The organism is Rudaea sp. (assembly GCF_036383415.1).
In the GTDB taxonomy this organism is placed as follows: Bacteria; Pseudomonadota; Gammaproteobacteria; order Xanthomonadales; family Rhodanobacteraceae; genus Rudaea.
In genome coordinates, this window is record NZ_DASVOK010000210.1 from 1 (window position 1) to 15,599 (window position 15,599).

Sequence of the window (15,599 nt, forward strand, 5' to 3'; positions counted from 1 at the left end):
CCGCTCGAGCATCATGCTGCAGAAGGTCAACGACGTGGCGAGCGGGTCGAACGTGCATCCCTCGGCTGTCGTGCGCTTCGCCCAGCGCTTCGGCTATTCCGGGTTCAGCGAGATGCAGGCCATGTTCCGCGACGCCTATCGCGAGCGCGCCGAACCTTCGGGCAGCTACCAGCACCGCATTCGCCGTGTCATCGCCGAGCGTCCGGAAAAGCTCGACGAGACGCAGATCGCGCGCAGTTTCATCGACGCCTGCCGGGTCGGCCTCGATGAGCTCGTGGAACGTTTCGACTCGGCGCGCTTTCGCGCCGCGGTCGATCTGCTCGAACCGGCCGAGCACATCTACATTGTCGCCGTGCGCCGTTCGTTCGCGATCGCGAGCTACATCGCCTACGCGCTCGGACACACGCAGAAACGCGTGCATCTGGTCGACGGCCTCGGCGGCATGCATCGCGAGCAGATCCACAGCATCGGCAAGGGCGATGCCCTGATCGCGATCAGCTTTCCGCCCTACGGCAAGGAGACGCTGTTCTGCACGCGCCTCGCGCGCCAGCGCAAGGCCAAGGTGATCGCGATCAGCGAATCCGACCTCGGCCCACTGGCCGCGCACGCGAATGTGCTGCTCAAGGTCGACGAGGCGAGCGCGTTCGCGTTCCGCGCGTTGACCAGCACGATCTGCCTGTGCCAGGCGTTGTTCGTCGCGCTTGCCTATCGGCTCGAAGTGAAGCCGAATGAAGGCGCGCATACGGGGGACTACGATGCCTGAGCGCTTGTTCGAGATAGCGCTGTTCGGTGCCGGCCGCATCGGCCGCATCCACGCCGGCAATATCGCCGCGCAGTCGGGTTTGCGCCTGCGCTACGTCGTCGATGTGAATGCGGCGGCAGCGAACGAATTGGCTGCCAGGTTCGGTGCGACCGCGGTCGGCTTGGAGCATGCGCTGGAGGATCCAGCCGTCGCGGCCGTCGTCATCGCCGCGAGCACGACGATGCACGCGGAACTGATCGCGCGAGTCGCGCGCGCGGGCAAGGCGATCTTCTGCGAGAAGCCCGTGGCAACCGATCTCGACGGCGCGCGCGCCTGCGCGGTGGCGGTCGCTGAAGCCGGCGTGCCGTGCATGATCGGTTTCCAGCGCCGCTTCGATCCCACCTTCGCTGCACTCAAGCGCCGCCTCGATGCGGGCGAGATTGGTGTACCCGAGGTCGTCGTGCTGACCAGCCGCGATCCGGCGCCGCCGCCGCTGGAATACCTCAAGCAATCCGGTGGCGTGTTCAAGGACATGCTGATCCACGACTTCGACGTCTGCCGCTGGCTGCTCGCCGACGAGATCGTCGAGATCTTCGCGACTGGCGCCTGCCTGAGCGCCAATGCGACGCAGGCCAGCGATCTCGATACGGCAGTGGTGACCCTGCGCTCGCGCGGCGGACGTCTGTGCACGATCAACACCTCGCGCCACGCGGCCTACGGTTACGACCAGCGCATCGAAGTGCTCGGCGCCACCGGCATGCTGCAGGCGGGCAACCATCGCCCCACCGAAGTCGTCGCCTCGCTGGCCGGCGCGGTCAGCAGCGACGTGCCCGAGCCTTTCTTCCTCGAGCGTTATCGCCGCGCCTATGCGATCGAGATGGCGCATTTTGCCGAGGTGCTGGCCGGCAACGGACGGCCCGTTCCCGGCTTGGTCGACGGCATCAAGGCCTTGGAACTGGCCGAGCTGGCTACCTCTTCCTGGCGCGAGCGGCGGGCCTTGACCTGTTCGATATGATGCGCAGTGGCGGGGAATTTGCTTTGTACGACGCAGCTCGTATATTTTTTTGATGAAAACTAAAAAATGTGATGTGATTCACAAATTGAAAATCGTTTTTTCAATGTAATGTGATCCAGTTACAGGGGCGCATCCATCGGATGCGAAAGGAAATTTCGGAACGGTAGTTTGCGTTTCTTGCGACGAGCAAGAAACGCAACGACGGCGCGTGAGTGCCGTTGTCGTACGGGGCGTCTGACGGCGCTCCGGGTAGGAAACCAACCGCCGGCAATCTCTATTCCCGCTCGACAATCTCGTTTACCTGCATCGCGGGCGCTGCGGCGTGTTGTCTGTGCATGAGACGGGTTCGTCGAGGGAGCCGAGAAAGCCGGATTCATCAAGTAGCCACAGGGGGCTTCTCCATGCAAATCGTAAATCGTAAGACCGTAACAATCAGTGTTTTGGCTTTTGCCATCACGCAGGCGCTGACCGCATCCGCAGCCAGCTTCAGCGACGTGCACAGCGCGCTAGGCAACCGTGCGGCTCCCGCTGCACTGAATCCGGCCGCTCTGGCCAGAGCGCAGCAACGTTTCGCCCAAGCGCAATCGATCGCGAATCACTTTACCGCGCAGTCGCCGACCAGCGCGCTGAGTGCCAGCCGCGTCGAACTGATCAACAATTTGATGCGCGGAGATGCACAAGGTTTCGCCGAAGCGGGCAATGCTACCTCGATCAAGGAGGCGTTGGTGGCTGCCAATAATGCGATGGTCCGCAGCACGAACGCAGCAGCGGCCAGCGTAGTTTCGGCAGACGTCAGCACGACCGAGGATCTGGTTTATACGCCGATCGTGCCCTGCCGTATCGTTGATACGCGAAATATCGGTCCGCATCCTGGAACCCCGCTGGCCGACGTTTACTCGCTGACGACGTTCCTGGCCGCAGGCGGTGCGTCGCAAGGCGGTGATGCCACTTGCTCGGGCTTCACCGGCGCGACGCCTGCCGCCATGACGTTCAACATCACGATTGACTCACGAAACATGCCGGACTACCCATCGGCATTTCTTTCCGTATTCCCGGAGGGAAGCTCGCCGCTGAGCAGCTGGATCAACTATGTCAGCGGCGAAGTCATTGCGAATGAGGGCATTGCCACGATCAATCAGTCCAACGGTCAGTTCACCGTCGAGGCCCAGCGAACGACCAATCTGATTGTGGATGCGTACGGCTATTTCCGCGCCCCGACCTCGGTTGGAGCCACCGGTGCGACCGGAGCGACCGGCCCGACCGGCCCGACCGGTGATACCGGACCGACCGGTGCCACGGGTGCAACCGGCGCAACGGGTGCAACGGGTGCGACCGGCCCCGGATTTGCCGGCGGCGTGAACCTGACCACGGTCGTCAATAGCAGTGCGGCGATTGTTTCGAACAACGGGACGGCGGGTTCGGGCATTTCGAACTTTACCTTGACCTGTCCGGCGGATCATCCGAATGCGCTGAGCGGCAGTTATCAGATCACCGGTAACTCGCCCTATGCAGCCTACGCTTTCGCTAGCGCGATAACCACGGTGAATACCACCAACGACAGTTGGACATTCTCGTTCTATAACACTGTGACTGCGGGCAAGACGGGGATACTCACGGTGTTGTGCTCGAATTGACGAGCCGACAGTCTCACGGTGCGAATGCGCCGTGAGACAAACCCCTTTGAAACGATGCACGTGACGCCAGTCAAGTCCGGTTTGCGGGCTTGTCTGGCGTTGCTTTGTGCGATAGTCTCCAAATGACTAAAGCGAAGGTGGCGCGCGGGTAACCGGCAGCCAAGTGTGCGACATGTCAACGCGAACTGCATCGAATTGAATTCCGATCGCTGAGCCCACCTTTGCAAAAGGCGCTTGGCGCCTTTTTTATTGAGTAATTTTTGTCATCGCCCTCGCTGGCGAAAATGAAAACGCGGCCGTCCTCGGCGTATATCGAATCAAGTCAGCCATGATCAACATCACTCTCCCCGACGGCAGTCAGCGCCAGTTCGAGCATCCCGTTTCCGTGGCCGACGTTGCCGCGTCGATCGGCGCGGGGCTCGCCAAGGCCGCGCTCGCCGGCAAGGTCGACGGCCGCCTCGTCGACACAAGCTACAAGATCGAGTACGACGCGAATCTCGCGATCATCACTGACAAAAGCCCCGAGGCGCTCGACATCCTGCGCCATTCGACCGCGCACCTGCTCGCGCAGGCGACGCAGCGACTGTTCCCCGACACCCAGGTCACGATCGGCCCGGTGATCGACAACGGCTTCTACTACGACTTCGCGCGCAAGACGCCGTTCACGCCGGAAGACCTCGACAAGATCGAGGCCGAGATGAAGAAGATCGTCGCCGAAAACCTGCCGGTGTCGCGCTCGGTCGTGTCGCGCGACGAGGCGGTGAAGTTCTTCCGCGGCAAGAACGAGGAATACAAGGCGCAGATCATCGAGTCGATTCCGGCCAACGAGGAACTGTCGCTGTACTCGCAAGGCGAGTTCATCGACCTGTGCCGCGGCCCGCACGTGCCGAACACGAACAAGCTGCGCGCGTTCAAGCTGATGAAGGTCGCCGGCGCGTACTGGCGCGGCGATTCGAACAACGAGATGCTGCAGCGCGTCTACGGCACGGCCTGGCTCAACGACAAAGATCTGAAGGGATATCTCACGCAGCTCGAAGAGGCCGAGAAGCGCGACCATCGCAAGCTCGGCAAGCAGCTCGATCTGTTCCACGTGCAGGAAGAGGGACCGGGCCTCGTGTTCTGGCATCCGAAGGGCTGGTCGATCTGGCAGGTGGTCGAGCAGTACATGCGCCGCGTCTATCGCGAATCGGGCTACCAGGAAGTGCGTTGTCCGCAGGTGCTCGACGTATCGCTGTGGCAGAAGTCAGGCCACTGGGACAACTACAAGGAGAACATGTTCTTCACCGAGTCGGAGAAGCGCACGTATGCGCTTAAGCCGATGAATTGCCCGGGCCACGTGCAGATCTTCAACCACGGCCTGCACAGCTATCGCGACCTGCCGATCCGCTACGGCGAGTTTGGCGCCTGCCATCGCAACGAGCCTTCGGGTGCGCTGCACGGCATCCTGCGCGTGCGTGGCTTCACCCAGGACGACGGCCACATCTTCTGCACCGAAGACCAGATCGAAGCCGAGGTGACGGCGTTCCACCAGCAGGCGCTCAAGGTCTACGCGGATTTCGGTTTCAGCGACATCCAGATCAAGATCGCGTTGCGCCCCGAGCCGCGCCTCGGCGACGATGCGACCTGGGACAAGGCCGAGAACGCCTTGCGCTCCGCATTGAAAGCCTGTGGCGTCGAATGGCAGGAGTTGCCGGGCGAGGGCGCGTTCTACGGACCAAAGATCGAATATCACCTGCGCGACGCGATCGGACGTACCTGGCAGCTCGGCACGATGCAGGTCGATTTCATGATGCCGGGCCGCCTCGGCGCCGAATACGTCGACGAGCACAGCCAGCGCCGCCAGCCGGTCATGCTGCATCGGGCCATCGTCGGTTCGATGGAGCGCTTCATCGGCATCCTGATCGAGCACCATGCCGGCCAGTTCCCCGCGTGGCTGGCGCCGGTGCAGGCGGTGATCATGAATATCACCGACGCGCAGGCCGAATTTGCCGCAGAAATGGCGCAAACCCTTGTCCGGCAAGGTTTCCGCGTGGAGGCGGATTTGCGCAACGAGAAAATCGGCTATAAAATACGCGAACACACGTTGCAGAAGATTCCGTACCTTCTCGTGGTCGGCGATCGCGAAAAGGAACTCGGGCTCATTGCTGTGCGTGCTAGATCGGGCGAAGACTTGGGGTCGATGAAGGTTTTCGAGTTCGCCGACAAGCTGCGAAACGAATTCAAGAATGCATGACAATTTCTTGAATTCATTGGAATAAATTACCGGAGAGTTACCTATAGCCACTGAAAAAGCTAACCGCAAGAACACGGAAATTCGTGTTCCGCGGGTGCGCGTCATCGGCGCCGAAGGAGAGCAAGTCGGTATTCTGTCGCGCGATGAAGCGCTGACGATGGCTGGCGACCTGGGACTGGATCTGGTCGAAATCCAACCGACCGCCGATCCGCCCGTTTGCCGCATCATGGACTACGGCAAGTTCAAGTTCGAGCAGCAGAAGAAGGCGCACGCGGCCAAGCGCAAGACCAAGCAGGTCGAGATCAAGGAACTGAAGTTCCGCCCCTCGACCGAAGACGGCGATTACAACGTAAAGCTGCGCAACATGAAGCGCTTCCTCGAAGAAGGCGACAAGGTCAAGGTCGTCGTCCGCTTCAAGGGCCGCGAGATGGCGCATACGGAAATCGGCGAGCAGATGGTCAGGCGCATCCAGGCGGACGTCGCCGAGGAAGCAGTAATCGAAAGCTTCCCGCGCTTCGAAGGCCGGCAGATGGTGATGATGGTGGCTCCGAAAAAGAAGCAGTGACCGAGGCGACATCGCTTCGATCACGCGGGCGACGGGAAGGACGAGTGCCTTGTCGTCGCTGACGGTTTTTCTTCTCCTTTCGTTTGCGCGGAAGGAAAGCGAAACCAGGAACCTGTCCGCTTCGTGCGGACTTAAACAAGCTAAGCCAGAGCAGGACGGAAAGCGCAGCGAAGCTGCCGCTCAGGCGAGTATACAAATCAACTTAAGGAGTTGGGCCATGCCCAAGATCAAGACCAATCGGGCCGCTGCCAAGCGGTTCCGCAAGACGGCGTCCGGCAAATACAAAGCCGGCCATGCTTTCAAGAGCCACATCCTGACCAAGAAGTCGACCAAGCGTAAGCGTGGTCTGCGTGGTCCCAACATCGTGCGCAAAGAAGACTCCGGTCGCATCGCGCGCATGCTTCCCTACGTGTAAGGAGACGAAACCATGGCACGAGTCAAACGTGGTGTCGTCGCCCGCCGTCGACACAAGAAGATCATTTCCCGCGCGAAGGGCTACTACAACGCTCGCCGCAAGGTTTTCCGCGCTGCCAAGCAGGCGGTCATCAAGGCCGGCCAGTACGCCTACATCGGCCGCAAGCAGAAGAAGCGCCAGTTCCGTGCGCTGTGGATCGTGCGCATCAACGCCGGTGCGCGCCAGTTCGGCCTGTCCTACAGCCGCCTGATGAACGGCTTGAAGAAGGCCAACATCACGGTCGACCGCAAGGTGCTCGCCGACATCGCCGTGCACGACATCGCCGCGTTTGGTGCCCTCGCCGAAAAGGCCAAGGGCGCGCTCGCAGCGTGAGGCGTGGGGCGCGGTCGATACTCGATCGCGCCTATTCCGCTTCATCAAGATTCAAGCGAGGGGAGCCAGGCCTGGGCCTTGCTCCCCTTTTTGCGTTCCAGTCCATGGACTTTGCATGAGCGATCGTCTGGAAAAGAAAATCGATGCCCTGTTGGAATCGCTGCGCGAGCGTTTCCGCGACAATGACGGCTTCCAGGAGAAGCTCGACGGCGTCGCCGCGAAAGTCGCCGAGATCAAGGGCAAGCTCGATCCGAAGAAACTGCAGGCGAAGCTCGAAGACCTGCGCGTCGAGTTGATCGGCAAGGCCGGCCTGATCACGGGCGAACTGAAGATGCTCGGCAAGCTTCCGCCCGAGCAGCGCAAGAGTTTCGGCGACCGCGTCAACCGCGCGAAGGAAGAAGTCGAGGCGACGATCGCCGAGAGCCGCGCCGAAGTCGAGGCCTCGCTGCTCGAACAGCGTCTGGCTTCGGAGACGATCGACGTCACCTTGCCCGGCCGCAACGGCGCGCGTGGCAGCCTGCATCCGATCACGCGCGCACTCGAGCGCATGGTCGATGTCTTCGCCCGGCTCGGCTATGAAGTCGCCGACGGCCCCGAGATCGAAGACGACTGGCACAATTTCGAAGCGCTGAACTTCCCGCCGCACCATCCGGCGCGCGCGATGCACGACACGTTCTATTTTCCGGACGGGCGCCTGCTGCGCACGCACACCTCGCCGGTACAGGTTCGCGCGATGACCGGGCGTACGCCGCCGCTGCGTGTAATCGCGCCAGGCAAGGTCTATCGCTCGGATTCCGATCAGACCCACAGCCCGATGTTCCATCAGCTCGAGGGTTTGCTCGTGGATGAGACCTCGACCTTCGCCGACCTCAAAGGCACGCTCGCCGAATTCGTGCGCGCGTTTTTCGAACGCGATTTCGAAATGCGTTTCCGGCCGAGCTACTTCCCGTTCGTCGAACCGGGTGCCGAAGTCGACATCCGCTGGGACCGAGAGGACGGTTCGACCGCATGGCTCGAAGTGCTCGGTTGCGGCATGGTCCATCCGAACGTGCTGCGCGCTTGCAATATCGATCCCGAACGCTATACCGGCTTCGCTTTCGGCATGGGCGTCGAACGCTTCGCGATGTTGCGCTACGGCGTCAGCGACCTGCGCGCGTTCTTCGAGAACGATGTGCGTTTCCTCAAACAATTTGCCTGACGCCTTCCGATGAAATTTTCAGAAAACTGGCTGCGCGAACTCGTTCCGCTCGACGCTACGCGCGATGAGTTGTGCCACAAGCTGACGATGGCCGGCCTTGAGGTCGAAGGCGTCGAGGCGATCGGCGGTCCGCTCGAGGGCATCGTCGTCGCCGAAATCGTCGAATGCTCGCCGCATCCGAATGCGGACAAGCTGCGCGTGTGCAAGGTGGCGATCGGCACGGCCGATCCGGTTCACATTGTCTGTGGCGCGCCGAATGCGCGCGCCGGACTGAAGGCGCCGCTCGCAACGGTGGGCGCGACGATGCCGGGCGGCATGCAGATCAAGAAGGCCGCGCTGCGCGGGGTCGAGTCGTTCGGCATGCTCTGTTCGGCGAAGGAACTCGGCATCGATGCGGACGCATCCGGCTTGCTCGAGCTGCCCGCCGATGCGCCGGTCGGCACTCCGCTCGCAAAGTATCTGCATTTGCCCGACGCCGCGATCGAAATCAAATTGACGCCGAACCGCCCCGACTGCCTGTCCGTGCAGGGCGTCGCGCGCGATGTGGCCGCGATCTTCGGCGTGCCCGCCGCCGTTCCCGCGATCGCGACCATCGCCACGACGACGACGCATGAGCGCAAGGTCGAGCTGCGCGTCGGCGCTGATTGCCCGCGCTACTGCGGCCGCCTGATCGAAGGCATCGATGCGAACGCAGCGACGCCGTTCTGGATGGCCGAACGCCTGCGCCGTTCCGGCTTGCGTCCGATCAGCCTGCTCGTTGATGTAACCAACTACGCGCTGCTCGAAATGGGCCAGCCGCTGCATGCATTCGACAACGCGACACTGACCGGCGCGATCGCCGTGCGTCGCGCGCGCGCGGGCGAGAGCCTGAAGCTGCTCGACGAATCTGAAGCGAAGCTCGATCCCGAATTCCTCGTCATCACCGACGCTGACAAACCCGTCGCGCTCGCCGGCATCATGGGCGGCTATGACACGCGCGTGACCGATGCGACGCGCGACGTGTTCCTCGAAGCCGCGCATTTTGCGCCGACCGCGATCAGCGGCCGTGCGCGCAAGCTCGGCATGCATACCGACGCCTCGCATCGCTTCGAGCGCGGCGTCGATCCCGAACTCCCGCGAAGTGCGCTCGAACGCGCGACGCAGCTGATCGTCGAGTTCGGCGGCGGCAAGGCCGGCCCGATCACCGAAGCGACGCTGCCGGAATTCCTCGCGAAACCGGCTTCAGTGTCGCTGCGTCGGGCGCGGCTGAAGCGCGTGCTCGGCATCGATGTTGCCGACACCGAAGTCGTGCGTATCCTCACCGCGCTCGGCATGCAGGTAGAAGCGACAACGGACGGCTGGCGCGCCACGCCGCCGACGTGGCGCTTCGACATCGCGATCGAGGAAGACTTGATCGAGGAAGTCGTGCGCATCCACGGCTACGAGAAGATTCCGACGACGATGCCGGCGGGCGAGATCCGCGTGGCCGAGCCGTCGGAGACCCGCGTCGACGAAGCCACGCTGCGCCGCCAGCTTGCTGCGCGCGACTATCGCGAGGCGGTTACGTACGCATTCCTCGACGCGGAATTGCTCAAGCGCTGGCAGCTCGATGCCGGTGCGATTGCGCTGGCCAATCCGCTCGCCGCCGACCTCGGCACGATGCGCACCTCGCTGCTGCCGGGTCTGGTCTCGGCCCTGATCGCGAACCGCCGCCGCCAGCAGGAGCGTGTGCGCCTGTTCGAAATCGGCAGGATGTTCAAGCAGGGCACAGACGGTCCGGTCGAGACCGTACGCATTGCCGGTGTCGTCTGCGGCCAGGCGAACGAACTGCAATGGGCGGCAGACAAGCGCGCGGTCGATTTTTACGACGTGAAGGGCGATGCGGAGTCGCTGTTCGCGCTGACCGGCGACGCGCATGCTTTCCGCACCGCTGCATCCGCGGCAAGCTGGCTGCATCCGGGCCGTTCCGCAAATTTCCTGCGTGGCGACGCAGTCGTCGGCAGTCTCGGTGCGCTCCATCCGCGCCTGCTGAGGGCGCTCGACTTCGATACCGACGTGTACGCGTTCGAGTTCGATCTCGAACCGATCGTCGCACGTGCGGTACCGCGCGGGGCGGCGGTAACGCGCTTCCCTTCGGTGCGCCGTGACCTCTCGTTCGAGCTGCCGGAAAACGTGAACTACGCCACGGTCGAAGCGGCCGTGCGTCACGCTGTCGGACCGGTTTTGCGCGAGATTTTCGTGTTCGACCGCTATGCCGGGCCGAATCTCGCACAAGGACTAAAAAGTGTCGCCATCGGCTTGATTTTGCAGGATGATTCACGCACTCTTACCGATGCCGACGCGGATCAGAGCGTCGGTCTGGCAGTGGCGGCATTGCAACGCGACTGCCAGGCGAGATTGAGGGGGTAGGATGACGGCACTCACCAAAGCGGAAATGGCCGAACGTCTGTTCACGGATGTCGGTCTGAACAAGCGCGAGGCGAAGGAATTCGTCGACGCGTTTTTCGATGTTGTGCGCGAGGCGCTCGAGCGCGGCGAGCAGGTCAAGCTTTCCGGTTTCGGCAACTTCGACTTGCGCAAGAAAAACCAGCGGCCGGGACGCAATCCGAAGACCGGCGAGGAAATTCCGATTTCCGCGCGGCGCGTGGTAACGTTCCGTCCCGGACAGAAGCTCAAGCTCAAGGTAGAGTCTTATGCTGGATCAAGGCAGTAACAACGAGCTGCCGGTCATCCCGGCCAAGCGCTACTTCACGATCGGTGAAGTCAGCGAGCTGTGCGCGGTCAAGCCGCACGTGCTGCGTTACTGGGAACAGGAATTCTCCAACCTCAAGCCGGTCAAGCGCCGTGGCAACCGCCGCTACTACCAGCGCCACGACGTGCTCATGATCCGCCAGATCCGCGCGCTGCTCTACGACCAGGGCTTCACCATCACCGGTGCGCGCCAGCGCCTCGAAGGCCAGCAGGCGCGCGTCGAGACGAGCATCTCCAACCAGATCGTGCGTCAGGTGCGCATGGAACTCGAGGAAGTGCTGCATATCCTGAAGCACTGAATTTTCGCAATCCTGTTTGATCGCGAAGATCAAGAAACGGCCATTTGCGGCCGCACTTTTTAGTTTCCTTTGCTACAATTCGCTTTCATCACGGTCGGGGCGTAGCGCAGCCTGGTAGCGCATCTGCCTGGGGGGCAGGGGGTCGTGGGTTCGAATCCCGCCGCCCCGACCAAAAACGGTTTGAAAGGAAAAGCGGCGCCATTGCGGCGCCGTTTTCATTTCTGCCCTTCTAGACAAAACCCAGATTGCCTGTCGAGAAATTGGCGAGGTTCGGGAACAGCAGGCCGATGTCGCTGCTGCCAAGACCGAACCAGTTCGCGAGGGTTGCCGAGTATTGGTCCACCGACGTGGTCGGGATCATCTGGCCGTAGCCGGCGTCGTTCGGGTTGGAGGAAGACAGCGCCAAGCTCGGCATCGCCGCGGTACCGGTGCCCGCGAAGTTGTCGCCGTAGAACTTGCCGCCCTTAACTGCGCCGCCGACAACGAGATGGTGCGAGGCCCAGCCGTGGTCGGTGCCGTCTTCGTTGCATGACAGCGTGCGCCCGAAGTCCGACGCAGTGAAGGCGGTCGCGGCCGATGCAAGCCCGGCACTGTTCAGCGCCTTGTAGAAACCCGCGAGCGACTTCGACAGCAAGGCGAACAATCCCGATTGCACCGACAATTCGTTGTCGTGCGTGTCGAAGCCGCCGGTTGAAACGAAGAACACCTGCCGTTTCTGGCCGGTATAGCCGGCAACATTGTTGTTCGCGGCCCAGATCAGTTTGGCCACGGTGCACAGCTGACGGTCGAGATCGCCGCCGCTGATGCCCGGGAAGAAGGACTCGAATGCCGGCATGCCGGTGGCATTGATCGCTGCATTGATCTGTGCGGCGGTGTTGATCGAGTGATTCATCTGCGCGGCGTAGGTACGTTCGAGCGCATTGGCCTGCGTGCCCGAGGCGCGCAGTGCGTCGAAGGCACTCTGCAAGTTGTTCGCATCGTTGTCCCACGAGTCGGGCGCGTCGATCGTCGCCGCACTGTCGGGGTTCATGATGTAGTTGTTGCCGCTGTTGCCGCGGATGAAGGCATCTTCGCCGGCCAGTGAACTGAGCATCGGCAGAGACGAGGTGTTGGCGCTCACGAGCAGGTCGCAGATGCGCCCGCCCCAGCCCGTGCTCGGCGCATTCGAAGGTGGCGAGGATTGCCAGTACGCCTGCTGATCTGCGTGCGAGAACAATTGCGGTGGCAGGGCGACACTGCCGGCCTGGTATTGCGCCTTTGTCACCGGCCGCACCAGCGTGCCGACGTTGGCGACGATCGCGACCGGGCTGCCTGCTTGGTTGAACAGTGCCTGCAGTTCGGGCATGGCGGAGTGGAATCCGTAGCTGCCGCCGTCGCCCGGAGAGCCCGCGCCCGAGGCGGGTGCGTTGAGCGCAAGCAGCGAGTTCTGCGCCAGCGCGATCTTCGGCCGCACGGTTTGGTACTGCGCGTAGTGTGCGGCATCGGTCGGCACGATCATGTTGAAGGCGTCGTTGCCACCGTAAAGAAAGATGCAAACCAGCGCCTTGTAGTCGCTGAAGCTGTAGCTCGCCTGCTGCGCGGCGGCACGCACGAGCTGCAGATTGCCGAAGGCGGAATAGACGCTGGCGCCGAGCGCGGCCTGCACGGTCCGGTTGAGGAATTTGCGGCGGTCGAAGTTCATGGATCAAACCCGCCTTCAAATCGTAGCGAACGAAGTCCCGGTTGCGCGTGGACGGCGCGCAGAAATCGGAGTGTACGGATCGGTACATGAGGATTTCGAGCACCGGCCGCGTGCAACCGGGCGAGCGCAGTAGATTTGAAGGAGGGTTTCATTTCTGGATTGCGTATTCGGGGGAAGTGAAGATCAGGTACAGCGCGCGCTGGATGCGTGCGATGCGCCAGTCTTGTGTGCCGTTGTTGTCCCAGTAGTGGTCGATGCGGTTGAGGTAATTGATCAGCGTCGTGCGCATGTATGAAGACATCTGCCCGCCCATGAAGCGGATGTTGTAGGCGTCGACGAGGCGGTCAGCGGGATCGGCGGGGCCGCCTTGGCCGCTGCCGGCCAGCGCGAGGTCGCGCTGGTGGTCGATCGCGACGTCGCCGTAGTCGTCGGTGCTGTCGCAGGTGTCATGGATGTCGAGCCACATCGCGCGCGGCAGCACATCGTTGGTGATTTCGGCGATCTGCGAATCGGTCGTGATCTGGAATTCCGGCCCGTACAACTGCTTGGTCGTCATTTCGCCGGGCGGGATGAACCCCGGCCGAAAGAAATTGAACACCGAGCTGGCATAGAGCGGCTGCTGGTTGAACAAGTAGTTGGTCCCCCAGGCCGAATACCAGCCGGCATAGCGATACGGCCGGTTGGCGTAGTGCTGGGTGTACGAACTGCTGCCGGACTGCCTGACCGTGTCGTTGCCGCAACGATGCTGCGCGCCCATCGCACGCCAGATATGCGAAAGACGCAGCAGCGGTTCGCGCAGCTTGCCGAAGGTGTCCGGGTATTTCCCGGCGCCGTTGCGCGCCTCGTCGTCGAGCAGGATCGCGCTGACCACCGCCTTGAGGTCGCCGCGCACGCCCACGCCGTTGTTGTTGAACACCGCGGCGACGCGCCGCACATAGGCGGGCGAGGGATTGCTCGTGACCAAGCGCTGGATCAGCTGTCGGCCGATGAACGGCCCGACATTCGGATGGTTGAAGATGTTGTCGAGCGCGAACTTGAGGTCGCTCTGCGGCGTGCCGCCGTCGGCGAGCACGCCACCGCTTGCGGCGCCGGGATAGCTGAGCAACTGCTTGTTCGACAGGTCGTCCGGAGCACGCGTGCCGTTGTCGTGGTACGCGGCGAACGAGGCCATCGGTTGCTGCATGTTTGCGCCAGTGCTCCAGTCGACGTCGCAATCGCTGAAATCGGTGTGGTCGGCCGGCACACAGTCGGACCAGTTCCAACCGGTGAAGACGTGGGCGAAGGCCTTGACCGTGTCTTGGGTGTAGGTCGGCACCGGTTGGCCGTTGAAGAGTTGCGCCGTGCCGTCCTGGTTGAGCATGACGAGGCCGACACTGAACAACTGGTTGACCTCACGCGCGTAGTTCTCGTCAGGATGGATGTTCTTGGTCGAGTCGGCGCGCTGGTTGCTCAGCATGTTGAGGTAGACGCCCATCGCCGGGCTCAGGGTCACGTCTTCGAGCAGTTGGCGGTAGTTGGCGAACGCGTCGTTGACGAGAATGTCGTAGTAGTAGGCCTGACCGTTCGGAAACTGGTCGATCAGAGTGGTTCGGGTCGAGACGACGAAGATCTCCGACAGCGCGAAGGCGACGCGCTGGCGCAGTTGGTCGCGATGGATCACGCTGGCATCGGCCGGGTCAGGCCCGCCGAGCGCGCCAAGCCACCAGGCTTCGAGCATGTCGTCGGTGGTGAACTCTTCATGCAACGTATTTTCGACCCAATTGCGATAGTCCATGCGCCGCGTGGGTGGGGCGTTGAACTGCTCGCCGAGCCAGACCTGATAGCCGGCAGCTTGCAGATGGCTTATGTCGGCATCGGTCGGTCCGAACGTTGCCTGTGCGAGAAAACGAGATGCTTCGGGCGCGTTCGGCGGAACCGGGAGTGGGAGCGACGGCCGCGGACGGGGCAAAATGGGCAGACGGGGAGGCGATACGTTGCCGGCGACTGTCGCACCGCCGAAGGCCAATCCCGGCAGCAGCGCGCAGCAGAAAATCTTGCAGAAGACCCTTCGCGCTCGACGCATGATCCATCCTCGATCTGCGACGAAATTTATCCCAAATCCCGCGCCGCCACCGAGACGAACAGCGCAGTTTTCCAATTCTGATGGACAGAGTCAGTAAAGCACGCGCGTACGCAACGTTCCGGGGATGGCAGCGAGCGCATCGCGCAGCTTGTTCGCGCCTTCGGCCGTGGTCGACACGTCGATGACGACGTAGCCGACCTTGGGGTCGGTCTGCAGGTACTGCGCATCGATGTTGATGTTCTCGCGCGAGAACACCTCGTTGATGCGCGAGAGGATGCCCGGCGTGTTGCGGTGGATGTGCAGCAGACGCTGGCTGTTCGGATGCCCGGGCAGCGAGACCTCGGGGAAATTCACCGCCGACAGGGTCGAGCCGTTGTCGCTGTAGCGCACGAGCTTGGCCGCGACTTCGATGCCGATGTTGTCCTGCGCCTCGAGCGTCGAGCCGCCGACGTGCGGAGTCAGGATGACGTTGTCCCTGCCGCGCAACGGCGAGACGAATTCGTCGTCGTTGCCCTTGGGTTCGACCGGGAACACGTCGATCGCCGCACCGGCGATGTGCCCGGAATCGAGTGCCGCGGCGAGCGCGTCGATGTCGACGACGGTGCCGCGCGCGGCGTTGATCAGCAGCGCGCCGGGCTTCATTTTCGCCAGTT

General features: G+C 62.5%; 14 protein-coding genes and 1 tRNA gene. 12 read left to right on the forward strand and 3 right to left on the reverse strand.

Translation table 11 applies throughout. From position 1 onward, the window contains the following. The 12 genes from VF497_RS08290 to VF497_RS08345 all read left to right on the forward strand — a co-directional run. Positions 1–763 (forward strand): MurR/RpiR family transcriptional regulator (locus VF497_RS08290; protein WP_330887570.1); only part of this gene is annotated, 763 nt, incomplete at its 5' end. Continuing rightward, positions 756–1,757: an inositol 2-dehydrogenase gene (iolG, locus tag VF497_RS08295; RefSeq protein WP_330887572.1), complete on the forward strand. Its 1,002-nt coding sequence runs from the start codon at positions 756–758 to the stop codon at positions 1,755–1,757. The genes VF497_RS08290 and iolG, both read left to right, overlap by 8 nt. A gap of 401 nt (positions 1,758–2,158) precedes the next feature. Next, on the forward strand, positions 2,159–3,391 hold the full coding sequence (locus VF497_RS08300) for a hypothetical protein (RefSeq protein WP_330887573.1): 1,233 nt from the start codon (positions 2,159–2,161) through the stop codon (positions 3,389–3,391). 328 nt (positions 3,392–3,719) lie between these two features. Then, positions 3,720–5,624, forward strand: coding sequence for a threonine--tRNA ligase (gene thrS, locus VF497_RS08305; protein WP_330887575.1), 1,905 nt, complete (start codon positions 3,720–3,722; stop codon positions 5,622–5,624). A gap of 43 nt (positions 5,625–5,667) precedes the next feature. Next, entirely contained in the window at positions 5,668–6,189 is a 522-nt protein-coding gene (gene infC / locus VF497_RS08310) for a translation initiation factor IF-3 (RefSeq protein WP_330887595.1), read from the forward strand. A gap of 217 nt (positions 6,190–6,406) precedes the next feature. After that, positions 6,407–6,604: a 50S ribosomal protein L35 gene (rpmI, locus tag VF497_RS08315; protein ID WP_018973532.1), complete on the forward strand. Its 198-nt coding sequence runs from the start codon at positions 6,407–6,409 to the stop codon at positions 6,602–6,604. 12 nt (positions 6,605–6,616) lie between these two features. Next, positions 6,617–6,976: a 50S ribosomal protein L20 gene (gene rplT, locus VF497_RS08320; protein WP_330887580.1), complete on the forward strand. Its 360-nt coding sequence runs from the start codon at positions 6,617–6,619 to the stop codon at positions 6,974–6,976. A 115-nt stretch (positions 6,977–7,091) separates the two neighbouring features. Further along, complete coding sequence (pheS, locus tag VF497_RS08325; protein ID WP_330887582.1) at positions 7,092–8,174, forward strand: phenylalanine--tRNA ligase subunit alpha; 1,083 nt, start codon at positions 7,092–7,094, stop codon at positions 8,172–8,174. 9 nt (positions 8,175–8,183) lie between these two features. Then, entirely contained in the window at positions 8,184–10,562 is a 2,379-nt protein-coding gene (gene pheT, locus VF497_RS08330) for a phenylalanine--tRNA ligase subunit beta (RefSeq protein ID WP_330887584.1), read from the forward strand. A gap of 1 nt (position 10,563) precedes the next feature. Then, positions 10,564–10,866 carry an integration host factor subunit alpha gene (locus tag VF497_RS08335; RefSeq protein WP_018973528.1) on the forward strand — a complete coding sequence of 101 codons (303 nt, stop codon included), beginning with the start codon at positions 10,564–10,566 and terminating at the stop codon, positions 10,864–10,866. Next, positions 10,847–11,203: a MerR family transcriptional regulator gene (locus VF497_RS08340; RefSeq protein ID WP_330887587.1), complete on the forward strand. Its 357-nt coding sequence runs from the start codon at positions 10,847–10,849 to the stop codon at positions 11,201–11,203. The genes VF497_RS08335 and VF497_RS08340 overlap by 20 nt, the downstream gene beginning before the upstream one ends. Positions 11,204–11,298: 95 nt before the next feature. After that, positions 11,299–11,375: transfer RNA gene (locus VF497_RS08345), tRNA-Pro, on the forward strand. Between the two features lie 57 nt (positions 11,376–11,432). Here VF497_RS08345 and VF497_RS08350 read toward each other — a convergent pair. The 3 genes from VF497_RS08350 to VF497_RS08360 all read right to left on the reverse strand — a co-directional run. Beyond that, positions 11,433–12,884: a DUF1501 domain-containing protein gene (locus VF497_RS08350; protein ID WP_330887589.1), complete on the reverse strand. Its 1,452-nt coding sequence runs from the start codon at positions 12,882–12,884 to the stop codon at positions 11,433–11,435. 148 nt (positions 12,885–13,032) lie between these two features. Beyond that, on the reverse strand, positions 13,033–14,946 hold the full coding sequence (locus VF497_RS08355; protein ID WP_330887591.1) for a DUF1800 domain-containing protein: 1,914 nt from the start codon (positions 14,944–14,946) through the stop codon (positions 13,033–13,035). Positions 14,947–15,036: 90 nt separating this feature from the next. Further along, a partial coding sequence (locus VF497_RS08360; protein WP_330887593.1) for an NAD(P)-dependent oxidoreductase occupies positions 15,037–15,599 on the reverse strand: 563 nt, incomplete at its 5' end.

Excerpts from the sequence above, each read along its gene's own strand:
- pheS (WP_330887582.1), top strand. The coding sequence starts at position 7,092 with ATGAGCGATCGTCTGGAAAAGAAAATCGATGCCCTGTTGGAATCGCTG.
- rpmI (WP_018973532.1), top strand. The coding sequence starts at position 6,407 with ATGCCCAAGATCAAGACCAATCGGGCCGCTGCCAAGCGGTTCCGCAAG.
- VF497_RS08355 (WP_330887591.1), bottom strand. The coding sequence starts at position 14,946 with ATGCGTCGAGCGCGAAGGGTCTTCTGCAAGATTTTCTGCTGCGCGCTG.
- rplT (WP_330887580.1), top strand. The coding sequence starts at position 6,617 with ATGGCACGAGTCAAACGTGGTGTCGTCGCCCGCCGTCGACACAAGAAG.
- VF497_RS08340 (WP_330887587.1), top strand. The coding sequence starts at position 10,847 with ATGCTGGATCAAGGCAGTAACAACGAGCTGCCGGTCATCCCGGCCAAG.
- VF497_RS08350 (WP_330887589.1), bottom strand. The coding sequence starts at position 12,884 with ATGAACTTCGACCGCCGCAAATTCCTCAACCGGACCGTGCAGGCCGCG.
- thrS (WP_330887575.1), top strand. The coding sequence starts at position 3,720 with ATGATCAACATCACTCTCCCCGACGGCAGTCAGCGCCAGTTCGAGCAT.
- VF497_RS08335 (WP_018973528.1), top strand. The coding sequence starts at position 10,564 with ATGACGGCACTCACCAAAGCGGAAATGGCCGAACGTCTGTTCACGGAT.
- iolG (WP_330887572.1), top strand. The coding sequence starts at position 756 with ATGCCTGAGCGCTTGTTCGAGATAGCGCTGTTCGGTGCCGGCCGCATC.
- pheT (WP_330887584.1), top strand. The coding sequence starts at position 8,184 with ATGAAATTTTCAGAAAACTGGCTGCGCGAACTCGTTCCGCTCGACGCT.
- VF497_RS08300 (WP_330887573.1), top strand. The coding sequence starts at position 2,159 with ATGCAAATCGTAAATCGTAAGACCGTAACAATCAGTGTTTTGGCTTTT.